The following is a 23,235-nucleotide window of genomic DNA, read 5'->3' as shown; positions in this document are numbered from 1 at the left end:
TCATCCCGACAGCGGAGCATTATTCCTATGCCTGCCCGCGACACGACTCCCAACATCGGGGTTTCTCCCTGGACCGTCACACCCGCACCGGCCATGGGCCCGATTCTTATCGTTTATCAGGACCCGTCGCTGGCTGCCGAAATTTCAGTGGTCCTGGCCAACGCCGGGTGGTCCCTGGCCACGGCTGAAACGTCCGGCACCGGTGATGGCGCCCCTGCCGGTGTCCTGCTCGACGGCCGCGACCGGGCGACGACGGCGCGGACACGGCAATCCCTTCCGGGAGCCCCGGCACTGTTTATAACCACCCGGGAGAACCTCGAAAGCCTTCTCCGTGGAGGAACCCGGCCCGGGGATGACTACCTGATCGTGCCGTATGCGTTCGAGGACCTCGTTCTGCGGCTGCGCCGGCTCACCCGACACCCCACCGCAGTGGGTCCCGGCATCCGAACTCACAGCAGGCAACCTGATCAGGCCCCGACACTTACCGGCCAGCAGAAGTGAGGCAGTTCTTTGGCAGCCTGGCGAAAGCGGAATCGTCGGTGCTGTGGGTGTTAACCTTGGTTTCTTTCAGCTGACCCATGTCGGGGACGGCTGATCCCGTCAGCGCCGATGGGAAACAGGCATTCCTTCAGGACCTACCGCAAGCGCCCCGTGGCGCAGCACCGCGAGCCCCCAATTCCCCATGGTGGCAAGCCGTTCCCGGGCGCGTGCGCACGGGCTGCGGGTCCCTCACGTGCGAATCCGGCCGGAATGGCATGGTGACGTGGCGGGTCAGGACTTGTCCGGCTGCCCGGGGCCCACGGGGGGTGGCATGGGTCGTGGTCTTGACGGCGTGCGGCTGAGGAGGGTCCGGGCCAGTGCGAGTCCTTCTCCGATTCTGATGTCCGGGAGGTAGGCGCGGGCGATGGCGTTGCCGATGGAGGGCAGGGCCGCGGCGTCGGGGTAGAGCAGGTACAGGGGGTCGAAGCGGGGGTGGAATTTGGCTTTGAAGTTCAGCAGCGACCTGAATCCGTAGACGGGTTCCAGGGTAGCGCCGAGCCAGTCGAGCAGTCGGTCAATGGCATCGGGGGTGCCTTTCAGGCTGGCCGGACTGAGGGTTTGGTGGTGCTGCGGTGCGCGGGCCAGGGGCGCTCCGGAGAGGCTGATGAATTCGCAGCCTTCGTTCTTGAAGTTCAGGGCGGCGGAGGCGATGAGGAATTCGATGCTGGCGCGGAAGGCTGTGCCGCGGCGGCGCATGAAGTCAAGGGTCCAGCCCACAATGTGCCCGTTGCGGTAGACGGGCAGCCAGGAGGTAATGGCGTGGACTGTGTGGTTGCTGTCCACGGCGAGCAGGCAGCGGACTTCGGGGTCGTTGAGTTCATCCAGGCTGCCCAGGGTGAATCCCATCTCGGGCATTTTCCTGTCGGCGACCCATTCTTCGGCGATGGCCTGGATCTGGGCCTGGACGGCGAACGGCGCGGCGGGGTAGCTGGTCCATTCGGCGTGGATGCCTGCTTTGGCCGCGTTGTTCATCGCGGTGCGGATGTCCTGGAATTTTTTGCCTGTGAAGGACACCGCTTCCAGGTCCAGGACGGTTTCCTGGGCGACCTGCACGGATCCCCAGCCCAGCGCCAGGGCGTGGTCGCTCAGTTCCCGGGGCACGGAGTAGAAACACGGTGTCCACCCGTTCGCGATGCAGTGCCGGCTGAACTCTGCAAAGGAGGTTTTGGTGGCGGATTTGGGTCCGACGGGGCCGCCGAGGGTGAGGGCGATCCCGGCGATGACCCGGTAGGCGATGAAGCTCTCCCCTGGGGGGGAGAACCAGTAGGTATTCCCTGGCCAGGTGGTCATCCAGGACAGGGAGCTGCTTTCGGACGTGGTGAGGATTATCCGGACGCGGTCTTCGTCGGTCCGGTGCCTGCTGTGGGCCGGGCGCAGGAACGTCTTGAGTATCAGTGCCCCGGCGATCGTCCAGAAAATGATGCCTGTTCCCTCATAGAGCAGCACTGCCGCGGTGCTTTGGGGGAAGAAGGCAGGGGGCAGGTCGATCATGTATCCCAGCGGCAGGAACCTGTCAGGGACATCGGCCAGAAGTTCCGCCGGGCCCGGAACGGGGCTGAAATCGCCGGCCAGGGCCAGGCCCGCCCCCACATAGACCACGCCCAGAACAACCGCGGTGGCCAAAATAGCCAAGGCCAGCCGGCGGTAGGTCCCGGGCGGAGCCTCAACGGGGAAAAGTCTCCGTCCGGACAGTAGGACGGCGGACAAAAGAACGGGAAGCAGCAGGGGCAGGGCCAGGCTGAGCGGGTTCCCGTAGAGGGCTGCGTCCATGGCCCCGATCCTTTCGGCCGCGGCGGTGTCGGGGGCGGCCGGCTGCAGGACCCCGGCCATGGTGGCCCCGGCCAGCACCGACAGTGCAGCCTGGATGAGAAGCACCGCTGCCCAGGCGAAGCGGCGGCCGCGGCGAAGACCGTCCGCGAGCAGCAGCAGTAGGAACGAGGGGAGAATGGCCATGAAGATCCCGCCGGCCCCGGCGCGGAGCTGAAGCTGAGCGGCCGCGCAGTCTTTGACCCGGGCCGGGTCCGCACACAGGCCCTGGAGCGTTTGTGGGTCCACGGGCTGGATGTTGGTGAACAGAAACCGCAGGACCGACAGGGGTCCGACGGCGTGCGGGACCAGGCCTGCCACGACCGGTCCGATGGCCGAGACAGCAACGAGCAGCGCCAGCAGGACCCGGCCTTCGTGCCGGGAAGCGGCCTGTACCCCGGGGTGGGGCCGCCGCCCCAGCAGTACCGGGCCCAGGAGGGCGCCCGCCGCGGCCGCTCCCAGCCGGACGAGGTCCGCAAATCCCCCGGTATAGAGGGCCAGCAGCATCAGCAACGCAAAGACGATGAGCCTGATCCGGCGCCGCCAGAGGGTGCCCATGGCCGCGGTGGCCGCCATGGCCGCTCCGCAGATCATCGCGCTTGGTCCCATGAACAGGTGACCGCTCATCTCCCGGGCCCAGTTCCCCATCAGGTCCCGGGCGGCGGCGGTGAAGCCCATGGCCGCAGCGGTCCCCAGCAACTGGGTGCCGAGGGCTGCTGCGGCATAGCGCAGGCTGCCCATCCGCAGTTCCAACACGATGCCGGCAAGCAGCAGCACCGTGCCCAGCACGTAACCGGCCAGGTCCCGGGCCCAGAACGCCGAGGTCAGCAGCGCCCACCACTGCCCCGGAAGCGAACCGGCCGTTGCCGCCAGATGGAACCGGGCCGGGCCGGATGCGGGAACGGACCACACTGCACCCATGACCCAGAAAACAACGATAAACGCCAGCGTGACAGGAGCACCCAGCCTCAGGGCCCTCCAGGGACTCCGGAACCGGCGCTGTGGCTCTGCCGAACCCGGGGCATTCTTGGGCATGAATGTTCCTCTCAGAGCATCCACAGCCTGGGACGGGTCCGGTACCGGTCGGCTCCAGGGGGAGCGGCCATACCCGGCGGAAAGGGTATGAGCAGTAATAATGATATGTGCAACCGCCAAGGGGCCGTTGCACGTAAGGCCGGTCATCAAGGCGCGCCCTCCGGCGCGGCCCGTAACGGCGCCCGGGGGACGGGACTGGATTGGATGATTTCACCGGCCCACCGCCTGCCCCTTCCCCATCGACCACAGGGCAGCGGCATGATTCCGCCCCGGGATCAACGGGCCGCGGCCGTTCGGGGCCAAGGCAATCTCCTGGGGCAATTCCCCCGGAACGGGTCTCCGGTTGCAGGATTGGGCCTCCCGGGCGATCCTGGGGCATAAATGGGGACGGTGGATACGCCGGTGGGTGTTAGGCGTCTGCTTTACGGCCACCACCTGGTCCGCGTGCCTTTCATGCCCTGGAGGGTCCGACGTTCATGGCCGGATTCCCCAGCGCGCTGCCAGAAAGTCCAGGGCCCCGGGCAGCGCCGTGGATGCCATCTCCCATGAGTGCCCCGTGTTGGCGATCTGCCGGGTCTCAACCGTGAATCCCGACTCCCGCGCGGCCGTTGACAGCACCTCCATGTAGCCAAGGAACTCAGGGTCCCGGGCTCCCGCCGCGAAATAGGCGGCCTTCCCGGCAAAGTTGCCCTGCTTCATGACGCCCAAGGGGGTCTGCGCTTCGAAGGCGGCCGTGTCCCCGCCAAAGGAGGCGTCGATCGTTTTCTGCCGTTCCTTGGCCAGGGCTGGTTCCTGCTCGCTGGCAAACGCCAGCACGGACGGGTAGAGGTCCGGATGCCTGGTGCCCATCTGCAGGGCGCACGTGGCACCGAAGGAAAACCCGCCCACGGCCCACTGGCGTTTATCCGTATCGACGTCCAGGGTCTGGCTGATCCAGCCGGGCACATCCTCGGACAGGAACGTGTCCGCCTGCGCGATGCCGCTGTCCATGCACAGGGTGTTCCCGGAGGCGGATCCGTTGGGATCCACGACCACCACGACAGGAGCCAGGCCGTTGCGCCCGGCGGCAAACCTGTCCATTCGGCTACGCAGAGCGCCCCCGGTGAGCCAGTCGGCAGGGCCTCCGGGCTGGCCGGAAAACAGCACCAGCACCGGCAACGCCGGGCGCGGGGCGCTCTGATACGCCGGAGGCAGATAAATGAACGCCTCGCGGGTGCTAAGACCCGAGCGCGAACCCGGTATCACGGCTTTTCTCAGCAGGCCCCCCGCCGGAAGATCCCCCGGGGAACTCCAGGCGTCCAGACTGGTAGGAGCGGGGCCGCCGGGCTGGCGCACCAGTCCAGCTTCCAGCGGCTGAATCCGTGCCACGGCCGTTCCCAGAAGGTCGCTGACCGTGCGGTTAAGGCCAAAGTAGGCATTGACCTGCACGGCGCTCAGCAGCAAGACGCCGAGCATGGCAGCGGCGGCGGCTGCCCGGCCACCCCACGTCGAGCCGCGAAGACGGACAAGCCATAAGAGCAACGCAGCGACAGCGGGCACAGACCACGCCAGCACTTCCCAGGGAAGCACTTCCGGGAACGTGGAGAAGACGTAGATCAGCAGCCAGTGAACGGCAGCGACGATGACCGCAGCGGCCAACACAACGACCACCGCTCGAAGGACCCAGCGGAGGCCGCGGCCCCACAGAAGATACACCCCGCCGGCCGCACCCGCTGTCCAGGCACCCCACAGGACAGGACCCTCCACTAAAGAGATCTCTGCAACGAAGTCCACCGCAGCTAATCTCCCGTGCCTGAAAGTCGCTTCACTGATCCGGCCACACCACAGAGGATACCGTTCCAACGTCCTGGCCCAGGAAAAGGCTCCGGTACGGTTGCCCAAGAGCCAACTCACCTGTTGGCCACCGGCCGAACCGGGGCCCGCTGCGGATCTGACTGGCCTGCGACCGGCACCCCGGCATGGGAAACTGAAGACCTCGCCTATATTTTTCTCTGGAGCCGCACGCGTGGATTTTATTACTCAAACCGTCCTCGAAGCGGCCGGGCAGTGGTGGATCTACCCGCTATTGCTCGTCTTCTTCTTCGTTGACGGCTTCGCGATGGTTCTCCCCAGCGAGACCCTCATCGTCGCGCTGGCCGCATTCGCCCGGCAAAGCGGCGAGCCCAACCTCTGGGTTCTGGGCGTCACCGCGCTTCTCGGCGCCGTCGCCGGGGACAACATGGCCTACCTGCTGGGCCGGAAAATCGGCCTGGAACGCTGGGGGTGGATGCGTAAACCCAGGGTCCGGAAGGTGTTTGGCTGGGCGCGGTACGAGCTGGAGAAGCGTGGCGCAGTGCTGATCTTTACCGCCCGTTACATCCCGTGGGGACGCGTGGCCGTGAACTACGTCGCGGGCACCACCGCCTTCCCGCGCCGCCGGTTCTTCGTCCTGGATGCCTTCGCGTGCCTCACCTGGGTGGTGTATTCACTTGGAATAGGCATCCTGGCCGGCTCCTTCCCGTGGCTGCACAGCAACCCTCTGCTCAGCGCCGGCATCGCCGTGGCGTTCGCCATCGTGCTCGGCATCGTCATCGACCACCTCCTGCGCCGGTGGCACAACCACCTCGGCCGCCACGACGCCGCACCCGACGCAGACCGGACCGGTCTGCGGTGAGCCTGCAGGCTGTCCGCATAGAAGCGGCAGCTCACCGATAGTAGCGTCAGCCCTCGCTTGCGGGAGTGGAAGCTGCTCAGGGCAATCGGGGCAGTCCGCGGGACAGTCCGGCGGTGCACGCAGACGGGGGAAGTATGGCGTCGGTACCTGGAAGGGGTGGAGAGCTGGGCCGACACCTCGGAGGTCCCCGTGCTTCCAGGTTGGGGCGTCATCCGGGCCGCCGAGGCATTCAGCTTCACCATCCGTTTCCGGCCCCGGGAACCTGTGCAGGTTGCCATTCGAGGGGAGGCCCGGGGTCCTCTCATTCCCAGAGTGAGTCGATCGCGGCCCTGTCCTCGGCACTCTGGGCCCGTTCGGCCTCAAGGCGTGCCTTTCGCAGGGCTGCATGGGCCTGGGCGAAGGCTGTGAGGGGAATGTCGCGCTCTTCAAAGAGGTCGCAGGCCCTGCTCAGACAATGCGCCCCCGGAAGGTCCTTGTTCTGGCCCGGGTCGAACCCTCGGTCTATGAAGATATCGGCGAGGCTGTCGCCCGGGTTGCCCCTGAAGTACTCGCTCAGGATCTCACCCATCTGTCCCTGAATGTCCCGGACCATGGTCTTCTCGGTCGTGAAAAAGCCAGGTTCGAGCCAGGGAAACTTGAGATTGCCCGGCGCGTTGGTGAGCATGGCCCCGATTTCCAGTGCGCGGGCCCTCAACGCGTCGCGAAGTTCGCTCACTCCCTCGCGCCCAAGTGACCGTGTGATGGATGGCTGGCCTTGGGCGACGCTCTTGGCCACAGCGTCGACTCTGCCGGGCAGTTGTTCCGCTACCGCGGCCAACAGCCCGCGCTCTCGTTCCTCGGCCACCGCTGTCAATGATTCCACTTCCGCCTGGGCTGCTTCGAGCCGGCGGGCTGTCTCTTCGCTCATAGCACAAGACTATTTCCAGCCGCCTGGCAGATTGGCGGCTATGTCAAGTTTTCTTGGCCCCCGGGCTGCCGACGGCAGGCGCCCCGGAGGTTACGCATTCGGCCGGCGGCCGCGCCTCAGATGAGCAGGGGTCGCCAGGGCCCCGCATGAGGACTTGTTCGGTGGGGTTGTTCCGGTCCTGGGCTGGGTTCTGACCGCGGCTGTCACGAACGGATCCCCGGGAGCGGCGCGGGCGCCTGTGATGCGGGCCCAGGCTAGGCTTCGGGGCCGGTTTCCCGGTGGCTGGTGCCGCGGCGGGACCAGTCCTGGGGGATGGCGGCTTCGAGGGCGTCGTCGACGGTGATGACGCCGATGATGTGGCGGTTCTCCGAGATCACGGGCATGGCGAGGAGGTTGAAGTCGGCCATGCGGGTGGTGACGTCGACGATGTCGTCCGTGGGCGAGGCGACCACGACATCGTCGTCGGCGATGTCCGCGAGCCTCTGGTCCGGGCTGGCCTGGACGGCCTGGACGAGGCTGAGGGCGCCCTCGAGGGTGCCGTCGGGCCGCAGAGTGTAGAGGGTGAAGAGGGACTGGTGCTGGAGGCCGCCGGCGTCGTGGACCGCGGCGAGGGCGTCCGTGACGGTGGCTGTGGCGGGCAGGGCGATGAACTCGGTGCCCATGAGCCCGCCGGCGGTGAGGTCGTGGTAACCCAGGAGGCGGTGGATTTCGGTGTGCTGGGGCTCGGGAAGTTTCTCGAGCACCGGGGAGCGCCGCTCCTGGGGGAGGTCCATGAGGGCGTCTGCTGCGTCGTCGGTCTGCATGCGGGCGAGGACTTCGGCGACTTCGGCGTCGGTGCGGTTGCGGAACAGCTCGGCCTGGCTGTCCTGGTCGAGTTCCTCGAAGACGTCGGCTTCGAGTTCGGGGTTCTCGTGGACCTGGGCGAGCAGCTCGTGTTGTTCGTTCTCGGTGGCCTCTTCGATGATGTCCGCGATCTGCGCGGGCTTGAGTTCGGGGATCCGGCCGGTGGACCTGCGGACCCGGGCGGAGTCCGTGTGGCCGATGAGGGGTTCGAACTCGCGCCAGTCGCGCGCGGGATGCACCGCGTGCCGGGGACCGAGGCCCAGCCAGCGGCGCCGGTGCACGTCCACGCCCGTAGCGGCCCAGCCGTCAGGGACCCGGGTGAGCTGGACGTCGTAGGCCTTGACGAACGTTACCCGGTAGAGGTCGATCAGCCGGTGGCCCAGAACCTCCTCGGAGAGGAGCACTTCACCCTCGCGGCGGGTGAACTCGCCCACGTCCATACTGGCGCTGCCGCGCACGACGCGCTCCGGGGTGAGCGCGGCCAGGTCGGCGGCGGAGACGAAGACGCGCGTGCCGCCCACGGCGACGACCAGGCCCGTGACGAGCGGGTACTCGTCCTCGCGGAGCCGGACGATCACGTCCGAGAGAGTGCCCGTCCGGTGCCCGTCGGAGTCGGTGACGGGGCGGCGAAGGATCGTGGAGAGGGACAGGGTGGCGGTTGCCGTGGTCATCGGGTGCCTTTCGGGTGCACGTCGAGCATTTCGAGGCCACTGTATGTCACCCCGGGGAGTCTTCGGGAGGGGCTCAGGCGCCCAGGGCGAGCTGGACGACACGGACAACCACCAGGACCGTCGCCACGAGCAGGTAGACACGCAGCACGCCCAGGCCCGCGCGGCGGGTGAGCGAGAGTTGCGGGCGCTCGAGGAGGGCGATCGGGGGCATGCGCCACGTGAGCCGCTGCGAGCGGTCCACGGCGGGCGCGGGGGCTGCCCCGCCCTGGGCCCGTGCCCGGAAGCGGACGACGGCGATCGCCGCGGCCGCGATCAGGGCCAGGAGGGCACCGCCGCCGAGGATCGTGAGGATCGCGGGCCCGTCGATGTCCGGGAACAGCACCGCAGAGGTGAGTACGACAGAGAGGATCACGAGCACGGCGACGACGGCGGACGTAAAGACGTTCATGACGCGCCCGTTGACCCACGGGCCCATGACTGCCCTGTCGTTGCACAGCAGCAGGAGGAACACCGTCGCCGAGGGCAGCAGAACGCCGGCGAGGACCTGCACGCCGACCGTGAGGAGGCCCAGCGGGCTGCCCGGGATGATCACGATGACCGCCGAGACGAGGATGACGCCGGCGAAGACCGCGTAGAAGCCCTTCGCGTCGCTGACCTTCCGGTGCAGGGAGTGCTTCAGGCCCAGCACGTCGCCGAGCGCGTACGAGGTCGAGAGGCCCACGGCCGCGGCGCCGATGATCGAGGCGTCGATCAGCGCAAGCGCGAACAGGATCCCGGCGAGGCGGCCCACGTACTGGCCCAGGCCTTGGGCCACCGCGCCTGCGTCGGTGAACTGGCCGAACTCGGGCCGGCCGGTAAAGGCGGACGCCGTGAAGGTGACGATGGCCGCGGCGCCGAGGATCACGATGACGATCCCGACCCACAGGTCCACGCGCTCGTACTTGATGTACCGCGGGGTGATGCGCTTGTCGATGAGGTAGGACTGTTGGAAGAACAGCTGCCACGGCGCGATCGTTGTTCCCACGATCGCGATGATCAACAGGGTCACGTCGCCGATGTTCGCCCCGGCCGGGAACCTGGGAACAACGAAGTCCTGCGCCATCTGGCCGAAGTCCGGCCGGCTGAGGAAGAACACGGGCACGAGCAGCAGCGAGCCCGCCACGAGGACCATGCAGGTCCGCTCGAAGCGTTTGAACGATCCCGTGCTCGCTGCAGCGACAACGATCAGCGCGGAGACGATCACCCCCGGGGCCTTGGGCACGCCGAGGTAGTCCAGACCGATGCTGATGCCGATGAACTCCGTGATGATCGTGAGCGCGTTGAGGATGAACAGGTCGATCGCGCTGAACGCTCCCCAGAACCTCCCGAAGCGCTCGAGGATCAGCCGGGCATGCCCGACCCCGGTCACGACGCCAAGGCGCAGGACCATGTCCTGGTTGACGTACAGCACCGGCACGAGGAGCAGCAGCGTCCACAGCAGGCTCGTGCCGTAGTTCTGACCGGCCTGGGTGTACGTCCCGAACGCGCCCGCGTCGTTGTCGCCGACCATCACGATCAGGCCGGGCCCGATGATGGCCAGGAGAGTCTTGAGGCGGTTCTTCCAGCTCGTGGGCGTGGACGTGTCCTCGAGACCGATCGTGCCGAAGGCACCCTTGATGTCCCCCACGTGCGCGCTGTCAAGGACAGCGCTGCCTGCGAAGGAGACCGTACTGGGGGTCGTGGGCGGCGTCTCGGCCTTCCTGGTCGAGGCAGACCGGGGCGCACGGGTCTTTGGGGTCTTGATCACGGGGACCTGCTTCCTGGCGGTGGCCGGGGCGGGGCGAAGCGGACACGCCGATCCGACCCGGAAATGGGCCTGGACCGGCACGAGAGGCGGGGAGGACGGGTTCTGTGAGCGGAAGGGGCTCAGAGAGTACGCAAGAAGGTGCTATTATCGCCGCTGGGCAAAGCGGGTCACCTCCTGCACTCGTCTTAACATGCCTTGGGCGCCCCGGGCTAACGGCCCGGGCGGCCCTTCCTCGTGAGACCTTTGGCACTCCGCGTCGTGACCCACCGGATCGGAGGGAGCCAATCGGGGTTGCCCCTTGGATCCGGGGCAGCCTGTCCTGACCGGTGGCGTCTCTCGACGTTTAGGGTCGCTGGCATGTGTACGCGAAGGAGCCTCAGCTAACGAACGGCACCTTGCAGGGCCATGATACACGCCCACACCCGGGACGCCTCCCAGGACCCCGGTGCTCACGGCACCGGTCGGTGCACTGCTGGCAGCAAGAGTGCCAATCAGGCCGGACCCGCACCTCAGGGGCCACGTTATGAATCCCGAACCAATGCCGCCGGCTGAGCCAGTCCCTGGCCCGGGAACAGGCGCAGCTGAACCTGCGTCGGAAGCTGGATTCGGTGCCGCGTCCAGGCATCACCGCTGCATCGTTTATGACCATCACTCATTCGGTGACCACCTCCAATTGGGCTCTGCAGAGCCAGGGAGGAGGCCGGACATCCCGCCCGGCGGTTGTCCCTCCTCGTAAGACCCTTGGCACTTCATGGCATGAACCTGGTGTTCCGGGAGCAATCGGGGCAACCCCTTGGGCCGGGGAGCCTGTCCTGAACAGGGGGCGTCTTACGACGTTGGGGGCCGCTGGCATGAATCCGCAAAGGAGCCTCAGCTATCGAACGACACTGCATCCATCGATAGATACCGACGTCAAGCCCGCATCTCCCCTTACCGTGCATCCCCTGGATACTGCACGCCGGCGGCCCTCCGGCACGGAACGGAACAGCAGGTTATACTCCGGTCCCGTATTGGAGCCTTTAGGCCCTGGCCGGACAGGTCCCCGAGGGAGCCCGGGCGTGCCTGGCCGGAGCTGTCCGGCCGGCAGAACGACAGGCCTACTTTCCCGCGCGGATCGGCGCCTCATCCGGTGAAGTGCCGTCGGTGGAGGGTGTGTAGCTGCCTTGTGAGCGGTTGCCGACACGCAGTATTTCCCCGTTCCGCAGGTACCAGATAGTGCCGTCCCCTGCACGGACGCGGGTGATACGCAGACCCATGGACTCCACCGTTCCTACGACTTCGCTGGTCTCAATAACATCGCCGATACCGTACTGGTCCTCCAGAGTGATAAAGATTCCGGCCAGGAAGTCACGGATCAGCTGCTGGGCGCCGAAACCGATCGCGATACCCAGGATCCCCACGCTGGTCAACAGCGGCGCGACGTTGACCTCGAGTGCGCCAAGGGTGTAAATGATCACGGTCACCACGATAAGGACCGCGACGATGCTGGTCAGCAGCGACCCGATGGTTTCCGCCCGCTGGACCCGGCGTTCATGGTCCAGGGTCCGCAGCACGGGCTGGGCCCACCGGAAAAAAGGTCTCTTCAGCACCGCGTAACCGTTGCTGACCCGCCCGACGAGGCGGGAAATAACGGACCGGGCAACAGCCCACACCCCGGCCCCGAGGCCGATCGTGATCACGACCTGGAGAAGAACACCAACCCATCTATCACCCGTAAAAACCATTCCTCACACCCACTGTCCGTCTGCGGGGATCACCCGCGGCTGAAAACTACGACTTCCAGCGTAACGGGCCGCCTTCACCCCCCGAAGTCAGGAGCCGGAGCAGAAGCTGCAACGACACCACCAGTGCATACTGCTGAAACAGGCGCTTGAACAGGCCCCAATGGCTGCTGTTGTCCAGACTCCTTCCCAATCGGTAAAACGTCAAACGTGCACGGGCCCCGGACGGCGCGGGCGGTAAAATGGAATTCAGATGAATTGAGGAACAAGCGTGACCGCAGAGCAGATATTGGATCAGGCCCATGATCCCTCCCATGAACTGGCCGACGCTGTGGTGCAGCGGGTGTTCTACACCGTCAACGTGGGCGCCTACGCTTCATCCCCGGAATTCAGTACCCGGGACCAGGCACTGGCTTATGCCCGGGAACGTAGTGCTGCCGGCGAATTCGGCTCGATAGTCCCGGCCCAGGTTGAGGTCGCGGTCCGTGCCGAATACCGACTCAGATCCGGACAGACCACCGAATCAACAGTGGAAACGTTCACCGTAACCGCCTGAACACTCTCCGGGCACACCGGTCCGTCCCAAGCAGGACACCGGGAGGGCGTCGTCGAGGGGCGTTGACCGCGGCGTTTACGCCATCCCGGTCAGCGGAGCAGGCGCACCCCGGGACGGCGGGAAAATGACGCGGACAGGCCGGGCTCGACGGTAGACCGGTGCGTCCCCGCCGGGCCGATCTGCTCCGGCGCCCTTCCCGGCACCCCCGGAGATCAGTCCCTCCCCGGACCCGGCTAACATCCCGACGTCCGCGGCTCCGGCCACCGGAGGTGTGGTCATTGGATCAGCCCGGCCACGAGGTTGATGGTGCTGGCCAGCACTATGGCCGCCAGCAAATATGACAGCAGTGCCTGGCGCAGCACCGTGGCGCGGATCGCGTCGGTCTTCAGGTCGGTGTCGGAAACCTGGAAGGTCATGCCGACAGTGAAGGACAGGTACACGAAGTCCAGGTAGCGGGGAGGTTTGTCCTCGTTGAAATCCACACCGGCCCTGTCCCGGTAGTAGATGGAGGCGTAGCGAAGGGCAAAGAGCGTCTGGACCAGGAACCAGGACAGGACAACGCTGCTCAGGGCCAGGGAGATGATGGCCGCCTTCGTTTCCCCCTTGGGCATTGGAGGCATCAAGCAGGATCAGGGCCACCCCTGCGAAGCTGGCGACGGTGGCGGCCAGCACCAGGGCGTCGGAGACGCCCCGTCCCGGATCTTCGCGCCGCGCGTGGGCTGCCGTGGCTTCCGCCGACAGCCCCCTGATGATCACCCACACCCAGATGAGGTACGTCAATGATGCCCCCGCCCAACCCATCGCCGGCGCGTACGCCCAGGACTTCAGCACCCCGACAGCCACGGCCGTGCCCAGACCTACAACGATCATCACCAAAACCCGCAGACGCGAATGATGCGCCACAGAATTGAAACCCTCATCCGGGCCGCCCGCCAGGCCAGTAGGACTCATGGACCGATCATCCCACCCAAGCAGCCCACCGGCCCGTCTTTTGACCAGCAGCCGACGGGCTGACCCCGGTCCCGGCAGGAGCGCTCCGCCGCCGCCGCAAGAACGGCGGGTTCCGCTGCTCATTGGTACCGGTGCGGCGGCCCCAGTCACCGGCGGTCATCGGGCCTGCATCCACGCCAACCTGTCCCCTTTCCACAACACGGCGCCAAACCCGCAGACCCCAACCAGACACTTGATTAGCTTCCTTCGGGTGTGAAGAGCTGGCCGAGTTCTTCGTTGACTTTGACCAGGTTGAAGTGTGCGGGGTCGAAGGTTTCCTCTCCGCCGGATCGTTGCGCGGTTCCTTGGGCCCATTCGTGCAGCCCCTGGACGTGTTCGCGGTCTGATTCATCGACGGCATGAGGGCCGGCCAGAGTGGCGATGAGGTCTTCGTAGCCGCCTATTCCGCCTGAGTCTTCCAAGGGGCAGCGTCGTTTACCGCGGATCACCCGGGCATGGACGTCGTCACTGGTTTTCTTGACGGTTTCGACCCAGTCGATGCGGTGGAGCCAGCCGTCGCCGAAGTCGTATTCGTAGAACAGCGGGGTTGAGCCTTCGTTGAGGACTTTCCCTAGCTGGGCTGTTTCTTCGGGCAGGTACCAGCCATCATCATCTTCTGCCCGAACATAGACCGGCGCCCAAGACCGGGCCTGTGTGCGTCCGCGGCCCGGAGTGTTCGGATTGCGTTCGGTAAAGGAATGCAGGTGGGAGTTTTCCCAGCCCATGATCACCTGCAGGACGTCGTGGAATTCGTCCAGGTAAAGGCTGGAATCGACTTCGAAAAGCCGCCAGATCTTCGGCTTACTACCGACTATGTGGACTCTCGCGCGCAAAAGCTTGCCTTTGGCTCTTGGTGTGGATCTCTCATTCGTGCCCATAGGGGGTCCTTTCCATTACAAAGCAGCTTGGGCCAAGCGGTTGTTACCGCGCGTACTGTCATCCGGTTCTGCAGGTATCCGGCCCAGGTCCAGGTGTGTGTTCATGTCGAGGGTGAATCGTCCGTAGGGGTTGATATGGGTCCAGAACAACGGGGTGAGACCCCTGCGGTCTTCGGGTTCGAGCAGTTCGTTGAACTCCGGGACCTCGAGCACGGTTTGCAACAGCAGGGTGTTGACCAGGACCAGGGAGGATTGGAGCAGGTGCAGGGCGAGCATGGAAACTTCGGTCGTTTCACGGTCCGGGCCCGTGAGATCCCGGTTCTTCCCGTAGAAGACGACGTCGTTGCCGCTGTTCCAGCTCTCCACCACCTGCAGTCCGGAATTGATTTCGCGTCGGAGGTCTTCGTTGGCGAGGTAGTCGGCGGCGAAGATCGTCCGCACGGCCCTGCCGAGTTCCTCCAGGGCCTGGTACGTGGGGTGTTTCGGCCCTCCTCGGGTGAAGCGGCGCAGGATTGTCTCAGACTCGGCCGTGCCGAGCTTGAGGGCCGTGGCGTATTTGACCATCTGATCGTATTGCTGGGCGATGATCTCCCAATCGATCGGACGGGACAACACGTCATTGATCTCCCCGTAGGCTTCCTCATTGCCGGCCCGGTAAAGACGGATCGAGCCGATATTCTTCAACCTCGGCAACAGCTTGAACCCCAGGAGTTCGGTGAACGCGAACCCCACAATCGAGGCCCCGTGAGTATCAACGTAGTTCGCTTCAATCTCAGCATCGGTGTCATGGCGCAGGACTCCTTCGATCATCGCCGCAACCTCGGAGGAGGAACAGTTCTTCAACTGGGAATAGATGCAGGTCGATTTCTTCTCCACGTGCCAGTAGATCATCACTCCGGGACCGCCGTAGCGGTTGTGCCATTCGGTCATCAGGTTCGATTCCCAGGAGCCGAACTTCTTCGAATCCGACGCGCACGCATTCCCTTCACCCCACCACTCAGGGTTCCTGGCCTCGAACGTGGCGTTGACGACCTTCACGATCGCCTGGCGCAGATTGTCCTTCGTGATGAATGTCCGGCGTACGTGGCGTAGCTCCCGTTCGTTCTCTCCGTGACCGCCGGCATCAGTGACGGCTTTGATGCCCATGTTCGTCCCGAGCCCGAACAGGCAGAGCAACAACCGCCTGCGAAGGGTCTCACGGTCAAGGACCTCACGGGAGGCCACGGAAACGAATTCCTGGGTGAACCCGGTCAGGAAGTCCGCCTCCTTGAGGACCTCAAGCAAGTCCAGGGTGCCCCACCGTGCCAGGACCTCGTCCTTGAGTTTGCCCAGATTCGCCGGCTCTTCGAGTTTTTCCAGCTTGGGTACCTTTATCCACGGCGCCCCTCGGCGTCTGGTGATCTTCACCCCGCCGGTGGAATCGGCCAGCAGCCCGTTATCCAGATGCTCCAGTGATCGGGTCATTCTTGACTGAAGATCAAAAATGAACCTGGCCGGGTCCAGCGGTTTCCGCAAGGCCTCGTAGTGGAGCTCACGGGAAGCGTCGAAGTCCTGGGGAAGGTCCTCTTCGGGGTCCCGCCATTTCCCGGCACCGTCAACGAAAACCTCACGACGGCGCAGCGCGTCCCGTAAGGACACGAGCAGGCAAAGCTCGTAAGGGATCCGCTCAATCCTGCCTTTCTCGTCCCGGACAGCGCCTTCCCAGGACCTGGGCACGACGCCCGCGACCGGGACTACATCTCCGGGCGCGAAGAACTGGCTCTTACTTCCAGCATCCGCGTACCGTTCCAGCAACGCGATGGCATCCATGATGGGCCGGAACGCCGTGTTATGGCAGCGGAACCGCAGCACGGACAGCAGCGCCGGCAACATCCGCCGGTAATGATTCGAGTACGAACCCCGCAACACGGTCCGCACCTTGCCCTGGAACACGGTCTCGTTGGCTTTTGCCTCCTGGACCAGTTGCCGCAGGGTTTTCTCGCTCACCACCGGGAACACAGCGTTCCGGACCGTTTCGTCCGGGCTTGTGACTGCCGTCTCGGCGAGTTTGAACAGCAATGCCGTCTTCCCGCGCACCCTTTGCAGGTCCTCGGTGAGTTCTTTCTCGACCTTCCTCACCGCGCTGGTATTGATCTTCAACACTAGAACGAGCAGCAAGTCGACCAGGCTGTCAGCGATCTCTGCCGTGCGTTGATGACACAACGCCGCTAAGAGCGTCAAGCGCACAGGGCGCAGCGCGTCGTGGAAATCCGATGGATACATCCGGGCCGCCCTCGCCCGCCACGCGTTCACGACCTTCTCCGACACCCCGGCAAACAAACCAGAAGGAAGAGCAAGACCCTGAGCAGCTGAAAGCTTCTCCACCTCCGCCAGCAATGATTCCAAACCAGCCGGGCCCGGATCAGCCTTCAACACCGACAACAGAGAACCCGCCGTTCCATCAGCGACCAGAGCCTCCAGGCCAGCAGCGCCGTCCTGCCCCAGAACCTTGAGGACATCAGCACACAGGCGCTGCTCAAACAACGCCCGGCCGGTGCCAACAATCCTGCCAGCACGCCCCGGCGGCTCAATCCGCTCCTGACGGCACCGGGACAGCAAAGCATCCACAAGCGCAGACTCACGAACCTCCGACGGGCACACCCTCTCCGCCAACCACCCAGCCAGCCGGGCCTCATCAGCGGAGGTGAACTCACGGAATCCAAAATGGGACCTGATCTCGGCCCGGTGGTATTTGATTGAACGCCCATCCCAATAGGGACCCAGCCCATCGATAGGAACGGAAATCTGCGCTGCAACATAGTTCAAAGCTCCCAGTGGAAGATCAGAAGGCCCGACCGGAAACCTGGCATGTTGCTGAAAAAACTTCAGTAGCACAGCAAACCCTGCCCGAGTCGCTCCTGACTTCCGCGCCATCAATGCCACATCGTCATCAACCAGCGTCCACGAATCAAGAAGTTCGCTCGTCAGCTCAAGGCCCATACCAGAACTCAACCACATCTAGATTGCCCCTGAAGACACCTTCAGGAGTACCGGGCCAAAGAGAAGCGCAGGCCGGTGTAGAGCGTCCGACGGCCCGAACATGCCCCGTTATACGCGGCCAATTCCGGGATGCCGGCGAGAGCGGCGGCCCGGTCGGAGCTCGCCCGCCCTCGCGCCTCGTCGCGCTTCCAGCGGACCAGGATAAACATGAGCAGGAGCACCTCCGGCAGCTCGCGCCGTAGGACCAGGCGCCTGCGCGCCCCTGCGTCGCCGCGGAACGTGGGTCCACCACACTGGAAATTACCGCCGGAGAAAATGGCCCGCGAAATCGCCGGGCGTTCACCCCTATATCGTTGCTCCGGTGTCGGGGAAACGGTACAGCCGCTCTGCATCCCGCATTGAAGAGCGGGCACGCTTGCGGTCACCGGCGGCGTCATACGCGCAGCTGAGCCGGAACCAGGAACGCCAGTCCCCCGGAGCATCTTCTGTTTCGGCCCGGTACTTTTCGAATTCCTGGTCCGCCGCGGCACGGACGATGCGTCCGGCGGGTGTGCGCGGCAGATTGTCTACGGGCAGACCCCCCTCGGCCTCAAGGGCCCGCGCCATCTGTTCTGTGCGGGCACCGAACAGAAGTTCACGGAACAGTGCCCAGGCACCGATGGCCGGGAGTACCAAGTACGCCGCGCCAAGGACGTTGGCCAGAGGACTGGTATCCATCAGCAGGAGAGCGGAACGCTGGAATGTCACCACCAGGTAGAAGACCAACAGCAGCGTTACGGCCACCACCCAGGCCTTGGTCCGGTTCCTCCGTAGAAAAGAAAAGAATGACTTCACGGCCCCACCGACCCTGCTCGGGCAAACCGGACCGGACCCGGAGCCGAGCCGGACTGCGGATCCAAAGCGGTTCCTGCAGCTTCGGCGGCCTTGGCTCCGGGAAACAACTCCGCGCCCCGGAGAGCGCCACCTAGTGCTTCAGACATTGGGATCAACATTACATACCAACAACAATCGCCATCCAAATCTGCAGTGCGGCTTTCGGCAACGGCATCCGGGCCGTCCGGAACTTTGGCACCGTCCCCGCACCGGCGGCGGGCCTTTACCAACCGGAGGGCGGTATGCCAATGGCCGGTGACGCGCTACCCCCAAGGCAGCGACTCACCGGCCCGTTGGCGCTGGTGTCTCTAGGCGCCGGCGCGTACGAACGTGACGGGCCCCGTTGCGGTCAACCACGACAGCGGATGAACCACCGTCTGGTTCTTGCCGTTCATGCCCGAGCTGATGACCTGGCCGTTGCCTGCGTAGATTCCAACGTGTCCGGACTGAACAACCATGTCACCCGGGGCCGGGGTGCCAACCGTCTTGCCGTAATTCATGAACGCCATAGGGCCAATGTCGCCTACAGGGATGCCTGCTGCGCCCAAGGCCTTTTCGACGAGGCGGGTGCAGTCCTGGATAAGGCCCAGCTGCGCGTAGGCGGCCGAAAGCATGGTGGCGTTGACTCCGCCCGCTGCCTGAGGGGCAGCGGCCGGCGCCGGTGCCGCCTGAACGGTGACCTTGGGCGCTGCCACCGGTGCACTAACCACCGGTGTCGTGGCGGCCGGTGTCTTGACCGCCGGTGTGGGCTGAGGGATTTCGGCAGTCGCCGGCGCTTCGATGACCGGTGCGGGGGTAGTGGTGACGGCCGGGCGTTCGAAGGATATCCGAACGCTGGCGTCGGCGCTGAGCGGAGCGGACGCCAGGGCGGTCACTTCCTGCGTTGAGGGCAGTGCCGCGTCCTGCTGGGCCGGAGCCTCGGCGGCCTGGGCAGCGATACCGCTGGATAAAACTAGGCCTGAAGCAACGGCGAGGACGGCGGCCTGCCGTCCCGCTCCGCCAAAGTTGTCTGCGGCAGACTTGGAAATCTTCGCGAGCGGACTGGTGTGGACGGTAACCGCGCGCCGGCGGCCATGAACGCGTGTGGACATGACAAAGTAGCCTCTCCCAATGCCTGCGGGGTTAGCTGTCGGATTCGGATGGGAGTCACCCGGCCGCAACTCCTGCAGATGCAGTAGCGCGGCTTCACCCCAAGGCCTGAACCAGGCCAAACGTGGTTTCCCCGTCTCTGCCGGACGAATTCTGCGAACGGATCCCCGGCAGCGGCAGAGTTAGGCAATCAACCCGGGAGTGCCGCCCTTGGAGAGAGTCGGCACGGAACCGACCGTACCGCAAGTAAGAGAAGATTGTCACATTCTGATAACGCGACGGGATAAATGTCACAGCCCCTACGTGCACCTCCACTGCTTGTACCCGCGGAAGGCCACCTAACCGGACCATCCTTCTGTCGTCCCAAAAGTGCGCCACGACCATCCGTTACACGGACAATATTTGGTCGGCTCACGACGGTTACTGGTGACGCTAGCAGTCACTTTCCGCAATCGTCTGGCCCTAAAGAATCCCACGGCACACCGAAATGACGCCTGGAGGCCTTCCAGGTGACGAAATTTCGGCAATCCGAAAAACATGTAAACGCATGAATCTGCGGCGGATATATGGAAGACTTGTCTTATCGAAGGGGAGTAGTTCCCACCGTCCGCGTATCGCGGACGCAGCGGCGCATCGACATACTGGCATCCTCCTACAGGTTGCCCGGTGCGCCACCCGGCTAGCAGGTGCCGGGCGAGCGAGACCTTCGGTCAGACACCACTCTGACCGGAGCTCCCCCGAAATTATGGGTCCGGTCAAGGGTATTGCCTCGAGGATGACCATGACGAACCTGCCCACGACACACACCACACCGACTTTCCAGAGCGCCAGTCCTGCGGATCTTCGTCGCTGGCGCCAGTACCTGGCCGACGAACGGGCCGAAGCGGGCGTGTACCGGGACCTTGCCGGACGCCGAAGTGGGGAAGAACGGGAGATCCTCCTGGCCCTGGCCGAAGCCGAAACCCGGCACGAACAGCACTGGCTGGACCTGCTCGGCGATAAAGTCGGCAAGGCCCGCCGCGGAAGCCTCCGTACCCGGTTCGTCGGCTTCCTTGCCCGCCACTTCGGATCCGTGTTCGTCCTCGCCCTGGCCCAGCGTGCCGAAGCGCGCTCACCGTACGCACGCGATGCCCACGCCACCGACACCATGGCCGCCGACGAACAGATCCACGAGGAAATCGTCCGTGCACTCGCCACAAGGGGCAGGAACAGGCTCTCCGGAAGTTTCCGCGCTGCCGTCTTCGGCGCAAACGACGGGCTCGTCAGCAACCTCTCCCTCGTGATGGGCATCAGCGCCAGCGGCGCATCCAACGCGGTGGTCCTCCTCAGCGGCGTCGCCGGCCTACTCGCCGGCGCCCTGTCCATGGGAGCCGGAGAATACGTCTCCGTCCGCTCCCAGCGCGAACTCCTCGAAGCCTCCACGCCCAATGAGGACGCACACGCGCGGCTACCGCACCTGAACGCCGACGCCAACGAACTGTCCCTGCTCTACCGCGCCCGGGGCATGGCAGAAGACGAAGCGAACGCCAAGGCCTCCGAGACGCTGCAGAACCCACACGAGAAACCGATCGTGGCTTCCCCTGACCACGACAAACACGAAGCAGTCGGCACAGGCCTCGGCGCGGCCACATCCAGCTTCCTGTTCTTCGCCTCCGGCGCCATCCTGCCCGTCCTCCCCTACCTGTTCGGACTCGAAGGCATCACCGCGCTCATCGTCGCCGGCATTATCGTCGGCCTGGCCCTGCTGACCACCGGCGCAATTGTTGCCTTGCTCTCCGGCGGGGCTCCGTTGAAAATGGCGCTACGCCAGCTCGCCATCGGTTACGGCGCCGCGGCCGTCACGTACCTGCTCGGGATGCTGTTCGGAACCAGCACGGCATAGGCGGCACAGCAGAGCCGGGCAGCCGTCGGACGGCCCGGAATGTCAGGGCGCTTCCACACGGCTGGGCCGCTGAGGGATGGTCGCTGTGGGGCCTGTGCTTAGCTAACGGACCTGCTTCGTAGTCCTGACGATTTCCGGCCGGCGCGGGCTGTCTCCAATCGTGCGGCATGATGAGGTTCATGACGATTGCCAAGTCCGTTCTGCTGTTTATTTTGGCCGCTGTCGCCGAGATAGGCGGTGCCTGGCTGGTGTGGCAAGCCGTTCGGGAGGGCCGTGCGTGGTGGTGGGCCGGTCTCGGGATCATTGCCCTGGGTCTGTACGGTTTTGTTGCGACCTTGCAGCCTGACGCGCACTTTGGACGGATTCTGGCCGCGTATGGCGGCGTTTTCGTCGCGGGGTCCCTGGTGTGGGGAATGGTCTTCGACGGGTTCCTGCCCGACCGCTGGGACGTCATCGGATCCGTGATCTGTCTGGTGGGGGTGGCCGTGATCATGTTCGCTCCCCGCGGGACCGCTTCCTAGCAACCGATCAGGAGGATTGCATCGGCGGGCATCTGGTGTCGCCGTAGGAGGAGACGACTTAGCAGTCCCCGGTTTTCGGCTTGCTGGTGACCCCGCAAGCGGCACGCCGGTAGAAATACACGCACGATTCCGTCGGCATGTCCCGTGTCTCAAGGCTTCCGCAGGCCAGACAGGTCAGGGCCCCGCTGAGCTGGTCTGCACTCGGCGGCCATAGCGGCCCGTCGGTGGATGATGGCCAGGCCGGCCGGGCCGGGAAACTGCTTAGCGGGAGGGGCCGCTCTTAGCGCGATCAGCACCCAATGTTGCCGCCGCGGGGGCCTTTTTGGCTTGGGCTGCGCCTTTGCCCATGGTGACGGCTGCGCTCGGGTGTGTCCCCTCGCTGCGTTCGGCCGCGGCGCGCCCTCGGACTTGGGTTTCGTTCGCTCCGGTGCCGGCCAAGGATGCGGCGAAAGCTTCCTGGCGTTCCGCTGAGCCGTAGTCGGTTCCCGCCGTGCTCCCTGCTTTCAGGCCTTGGTCTTTTAGTCGGCTGCTGTTGTTGCCGGTGACGCGGTTTTCGATCTCGCGGCCGACGCTTTCCAGGCGGGCGAACAGTTCCTTTTCGGCTCGTTCGTACCGCTGTTCCACGGGCGTCCGTTCGGACCCTGTGAAGCCTCCCTCTGCCAGGAGTTTTGCTTCGTACATGTCCTTGGCTGCTTGGACGAACGCGGGATCCTGAAAGTGCGCGTCGCCGGCGCCGTTGACGTTCGAGGTGGTTTCTTTGCGCAGCTGGTCGATGTCGGGACCGTTGATGCCGTCCTTGCCGATGAGGAACAAGCGTTCCTTCACGATGGCGTCCGCTGCTTCTACCGCTGTGGGTGTCTTGGCGGTGTGTGCAGTCTGCAATGCCTGGGCCAGCTCGGGGTTGGCCAGGTACTCGGCCGGCACCTGGTGGCGTTCCATTTCCGGGGCCAGCGTCGCGGCCTGGGCGCGGAGTTCTTCGGCGCGGGCTGCGGCGAGCAGTCCCATGGCTTTCTCGTGTTCGGCGGCCGCCTTGCGCGTCTCTTCCTGGCTGCGGTCCAATTCGTCCTGACGTGCCTTGTCCGTGGCGGCATGCTGGATATCTGATTCCAGATATCCGGCATCCTTGCCGGCATCGTGGGTGTCGATGCCGTAGCGGGTGAGGACTTCCTGACGGATCTTTTCCGAGGCCGCGAGGGCGGTCGGGTCGTAGTCTTTCCAGCCTTCAGCGACGGCGTGTGCCGTGGCGATGTCGTGGGGCTGGGCCTTGTCCCACCACTGGTCTTTATCTACCGGTGCCAGCGCCGCCTGCGCGGCGCTGCGGTCTGCCGTGAGGCGGGCCTGCGCTTCGTGCGCTGCCTGGGCATCCTGGTGCTCCTGCTGCCGTTGGGACTCCTGCCGGCGACGGGCCAGCGTCTCGGCAATGCGGGACGCGATCATGAGGGACTGCCGCATTCCGGCGTCCAGAAATTCGTCCATTCCGTCTGATTCACTCATCGTGCTCCCCT

20 protein-coding genes, 1 pseudogene and 3 riboswitches are annotated in these 23,235 nt (G+C 65.1%); of the genes and pseudogenes, 6 read left to right on the top strand and 15 right to left on the bottom strand.

Translation table 11 applies throughout. The features are described from left to right. Positions 1 to 27 precede the first annotated feature (27 nt). Entirely contained in the window at positions 28 to 501 is a 474-nt protein-coding gene (locus ABC337_RS18280; RefSeq protein WP_412885075.1) for a response regulator, read from the top strand. A 270-nt stretch (positions 502 to 771) separates the two neighbouring features. Here ABC337_RS18280 and ABC337_RS18275 read toward each other — a convergent pair whose 3' ends face one another. Further along, entirely contained in the window at positions 772 to 3,267 is a 2,496-nt protein-coding gene (locus ABC337_RS18275) for a bifunctional lysylphosphatidylglycerol flippase/synthetase MprF (RefSeq protein ID WP_412885076.1), read from the bottom strand. 588 nt (positions 3,268 to 3,855) lie between these two features. After that, positions 3,856 to 5,154, bottom strand: a complete 1,299-nt coding sequence (locus tag ABC337_RS18270; RefSeq protein WP_412885077.1) for an alpha/beta hydrolase — start codon at positions 5,152 to 5,154, stop codon at positions 3,856 to 3,858. 232 nt (positions 5,155 to 5,386) lie between these two features. On the opposite strand from ABC337_RS18270, the gene ABC337_RS18265 reads away from it, so the two are divergent. Then, the gene (locus ABC337_RS18265) at positions 5,387 to 6,034 is read left to right on the top strand and encodes a DedA family protein (protein WP_412885078.1); all 648 of its coding nucleotides are present in this window, start codon (positions 5,387 to 5,389) and stop codon (positions 6,032 to 6,034) included. Between the two features lie 301 nt (positions 6,035 to 6,335). Here ABC337_RS18265 and ABC337_RS18260 read toward each other — a convergent pair whose 3' ends face one another. From ABC337_RS18260 to ABC337_RS18245, 4 genes are all read right to left on the bottom strand, one after another. After that, positions 6,336 to 6,941 carry a hypothetical protein gene (locus ABC337_RS18260; protein WP_412885079.1) on the bottom strand — a complete coding sequence of 202 codons (606 nt, stop codon included), beginning with the start codon at positions 6,939 to 6,941 and terminating at the stop codon, positions 6,336 to 6,338. A 254-nt stretch (positions 6,942 to 7,195) separates the two neighbouring features. Beyond that, on the bottom strand, positions 7,196 to 8,455 hold the full coding sequence (locus tag ABC337_RS18255) for a magnesium transporter MgtE N-terminal domain-containing protein (RefSeq protein ID WP_412885080.1): 1,260 nt from the start codon (positions 8,453 to 8,455) through the stop codon (positions 7,196 to 7,198). Between the two features lie 73 nt (positions 8,456 to 8,528). Beyond that, positions 8,529 to 10,241, bottom strand: coding sequence for an NRAMP family divalent metal transporter (locus ABC337_RS18250; protein ID WP_412885081.1), 1,713 nt, complete (start codon positions 10,239 to 10,241; stop codon positions 8,529 to 8,531). A 221-nt stretch (positions 10,242 to 10,462) separates the two neighbouring features. Beyond that, positions 10,463 to 10,636, bottom strand: a riboswitch (M-box (ykoK) riboswitch). Positions 10,637 to 10,960: 324 nt separating this feature from the next. Further along, positions 10,961 to 11,130: riboswitch (M-box (ykoK) riboswitch) on the bottom strand. Between the two features lie 208 nt (positions 11,131 to 11,338). Continuing rightward, the gene (locus tag ABC337_RS18245; RefSeq protein ID WP_412885082.1) at positions 11,339 to 11,965 is read right to left on the bottom strand and encodes a mechanosensitive ion channel family protein; all 627 of its coding nucleotides are present in this window, start codon (positions 11,963 to 11,965) and stop codon (positions 11,339 to 11,341) included. 268 nt (positions 11,966 to 12,233) lie between these two features. On the opposite strand from ABC337_RS18245, the gene ABC337_RS18240 reads away from it, so the two are divergent. Next, entirely contained in the window at positions 12,234 to 12,518 is a 285-nt protein-coding gene (locus ABC337_RS18240; protein WP_412885083.1) for a hypothetical protein, read from the top strand. A 275-nt stretch (positions 12,519 to 12,793) separates the two neighbouring features. Here ABC337_RS18240 and ABC337_RS18235 read toward each other — a convergent pair whose 3' ends face one another. Together ABC337_RS18235 and ABC337_RS18230 are read right to left on the bottom strand one after the other, a co-directional pair. Continuing rightward, positions 12,794 to 13,129 (bottom strand): DUF1345 domain-containing protein, encoded by a 336-nt coding sequence (locus tag ABC337_RS18235; protein ID WP_412885084.1) that lies wholly within the window; start codon positions 13,127 to 13,129, stop codon positions 12,794 to 12,796. A gap of 49 nt (positions 13,130 to 13,178) precedes the next feature. After that, a pseudogene (locus tag ABC337_RS18230) lies at positions 13,179 to 13,280 on the bottom strand (DUF1345 domain-containing protein); the annotation flags it as partial. On the opposite strand from ABC337_RS18230, the gene ABC337_RS18225 reads away from it, so the two are divergent. Beyond that, positions 13,243 to 13,413 carry a hypothetical protein gene (locus ABC337_RS18225; RefSeq protein WP_412885085.1) on the top strand — a complete coding sequence of 57 codons (171 nt, stop codon included), beginning with the start codon at positions 13,243 to 13,245 and terminating at the stop codon, positions 13,411 to 13,413. The pseudogene ABC337_RS18230 and the gene ABC337_RS18225 overlap by 38 nt on opposite strands. 292 nt (positions 13,414 to 13,705) lie before the next feature. Here the strand turns inward: ABC337_RS18225 and ABC337_RS18220 are convergent, their stop codons facing one another. The 5 genes from ABC337_RS18220 to ABC337_RS18200 all read right to left on the bottom strand — a co-directional run bounded on the left by ABC337_RS18220 (position 13,706) and on the right by ABC337_RS18200 (position 19,329). Continuing rightward, positions 13,706 to 14,386 (bottom strand): plasmid pRiA4b ORF-3 family protein, encoded by a 681-nt coding sequence (locus tag ABC337_RS18220; protein WP_412885086.1) that lies wholly within the window; start codon positions 14,384 to 14,386, stop codon positions 13,706 to 13,708. A gap of 15 nt (positions 14,387 to 14,401) precedes the next feature. Then, a complete protein-coding gene (locus ABC337_RS18215) occupies positions 14,402 to 17,365 on the bottom strand; it encodes a Tn3 family transposase (RefSeq protein ID WP_412885087.1) in 2,964 nt (987 codons plus the stop codon). 41 nt (positions 17,366 to 17,406) lie between these two features. Further along, on the bottom strand, positions 17,407 to 17,574 hold the full coding sequence (locus tag ABC337_RS18210; protein ID WP_412885088.1) for a hypothetical protein: 168 nt from the start codon (positions 17,572 to 17,574) through the stop codon (positions 17,407 to 17,409). A gap of 136 nt (positions 17,575 to 17,710) precedes the next feature. Further along, on the bottom strand, positions 17,711 to 18,199 hold the full coding sequence (locus ABC337_RS18205) for a hypothetical protein (protein WP_400160641.1): 489 nt from the start codon (positions 18,197 to 18,199) through the stop codon (positions 17,711 to 17,713). Between the two features lie 347 nt (positions 18,200 to 18,546). Next, the gene (locus tag ABC337_RS18200) at positions 18,547 to 19,329 is read right to left on the bottom strand and encodes an NlpC/P60 family protein (protein WP_412885089.1); all 783 of its coding nucleotides are present in this window, start codon (positions 19,327 to 19,329) and stop codon (positions 18,547 to 18,549) included. Between the two features lie 6 nt (positions 19,330 to 19,335). Further along, a riboswitch (cyclic di-AMP (ydaO/yuaA leader) is annotated at positions 19,336 to 19,526 on the bottom strand. A gap of 582 nt (positions 19,527 to 20,108) precedes the next feature. Here ABC337_RS18200 and ABC337_RS18195 point away from each other — a divergent pair. Beyond that, the gene (locus ABC337_RS18195; protein WP_412885090.1) at positions 20,109 to 21,209 is read left to right on the top strand and encodes a VIT1/CCC1 transporter family protein; all 1,101 of its coding nucleotides are present in this window, start codon (positions 20,109 to 20,111) and stop codon (positions 21,207 to 21,209) included. Positions 21,210 to 21,388: 179 nt separating this feature from the next. Then, positions 21,389 to 21,730, top strand: coding sequence for a YnfA family protein (locus ABC337_RS18190; RefSeq protein ID WP_400160644.1), 342 nt, complete (start codon positions 21,389 to 21,391; stop codon positions 21,728 to 21,730). 58 nt (positions 21,731 to 21,788) lie between these two features. Here the strand turns inward: ABC337_RS18190 and ABC337_RS18185 are convergent, their stop codons facing one another. Next, positions 21,789 to 21,899: a hypothetical protein gene (locus ABC337_RS18185; protein WP_412893317.1), complete on the bottom strand. Its 111-nt coding sequence runs from the start codon at positions 21,897 to 21,899 to the stop codon at positions 21,789 to 21,791. A gap of 92 nt (positions 21,900 to 21,991) precedes the next feature. Then, the gene (locus tag ABC337_RS18180) at positions 21,992 to 23,224 is read right to left on the bottom strand and encodes a hypothetical protein (RefSeq protein WP_412885091.1); all 1,233 of its coding nucleotides are present in this window, start codon (positions 23,222 to 23,224) and stop codon (positions 21,992 to 21,994) included. Positions 23,225 to 23,235: the final 11 nt, after the last annotated feature.

This window comes from Arthrobacter phoenicis (assembly GCF_047238215.1).
In the GTDB taxonomy this organism is placed as follows: Bacteria; Actinomycetota; Actinomycetes; order Actinomycetales; family Micrococcaceae; genus Arthrobacter.
Note: the sequence above shows the minus strand (reverse complement) of the source record. Positions and strands in the feature narration are given on the sequence as shown.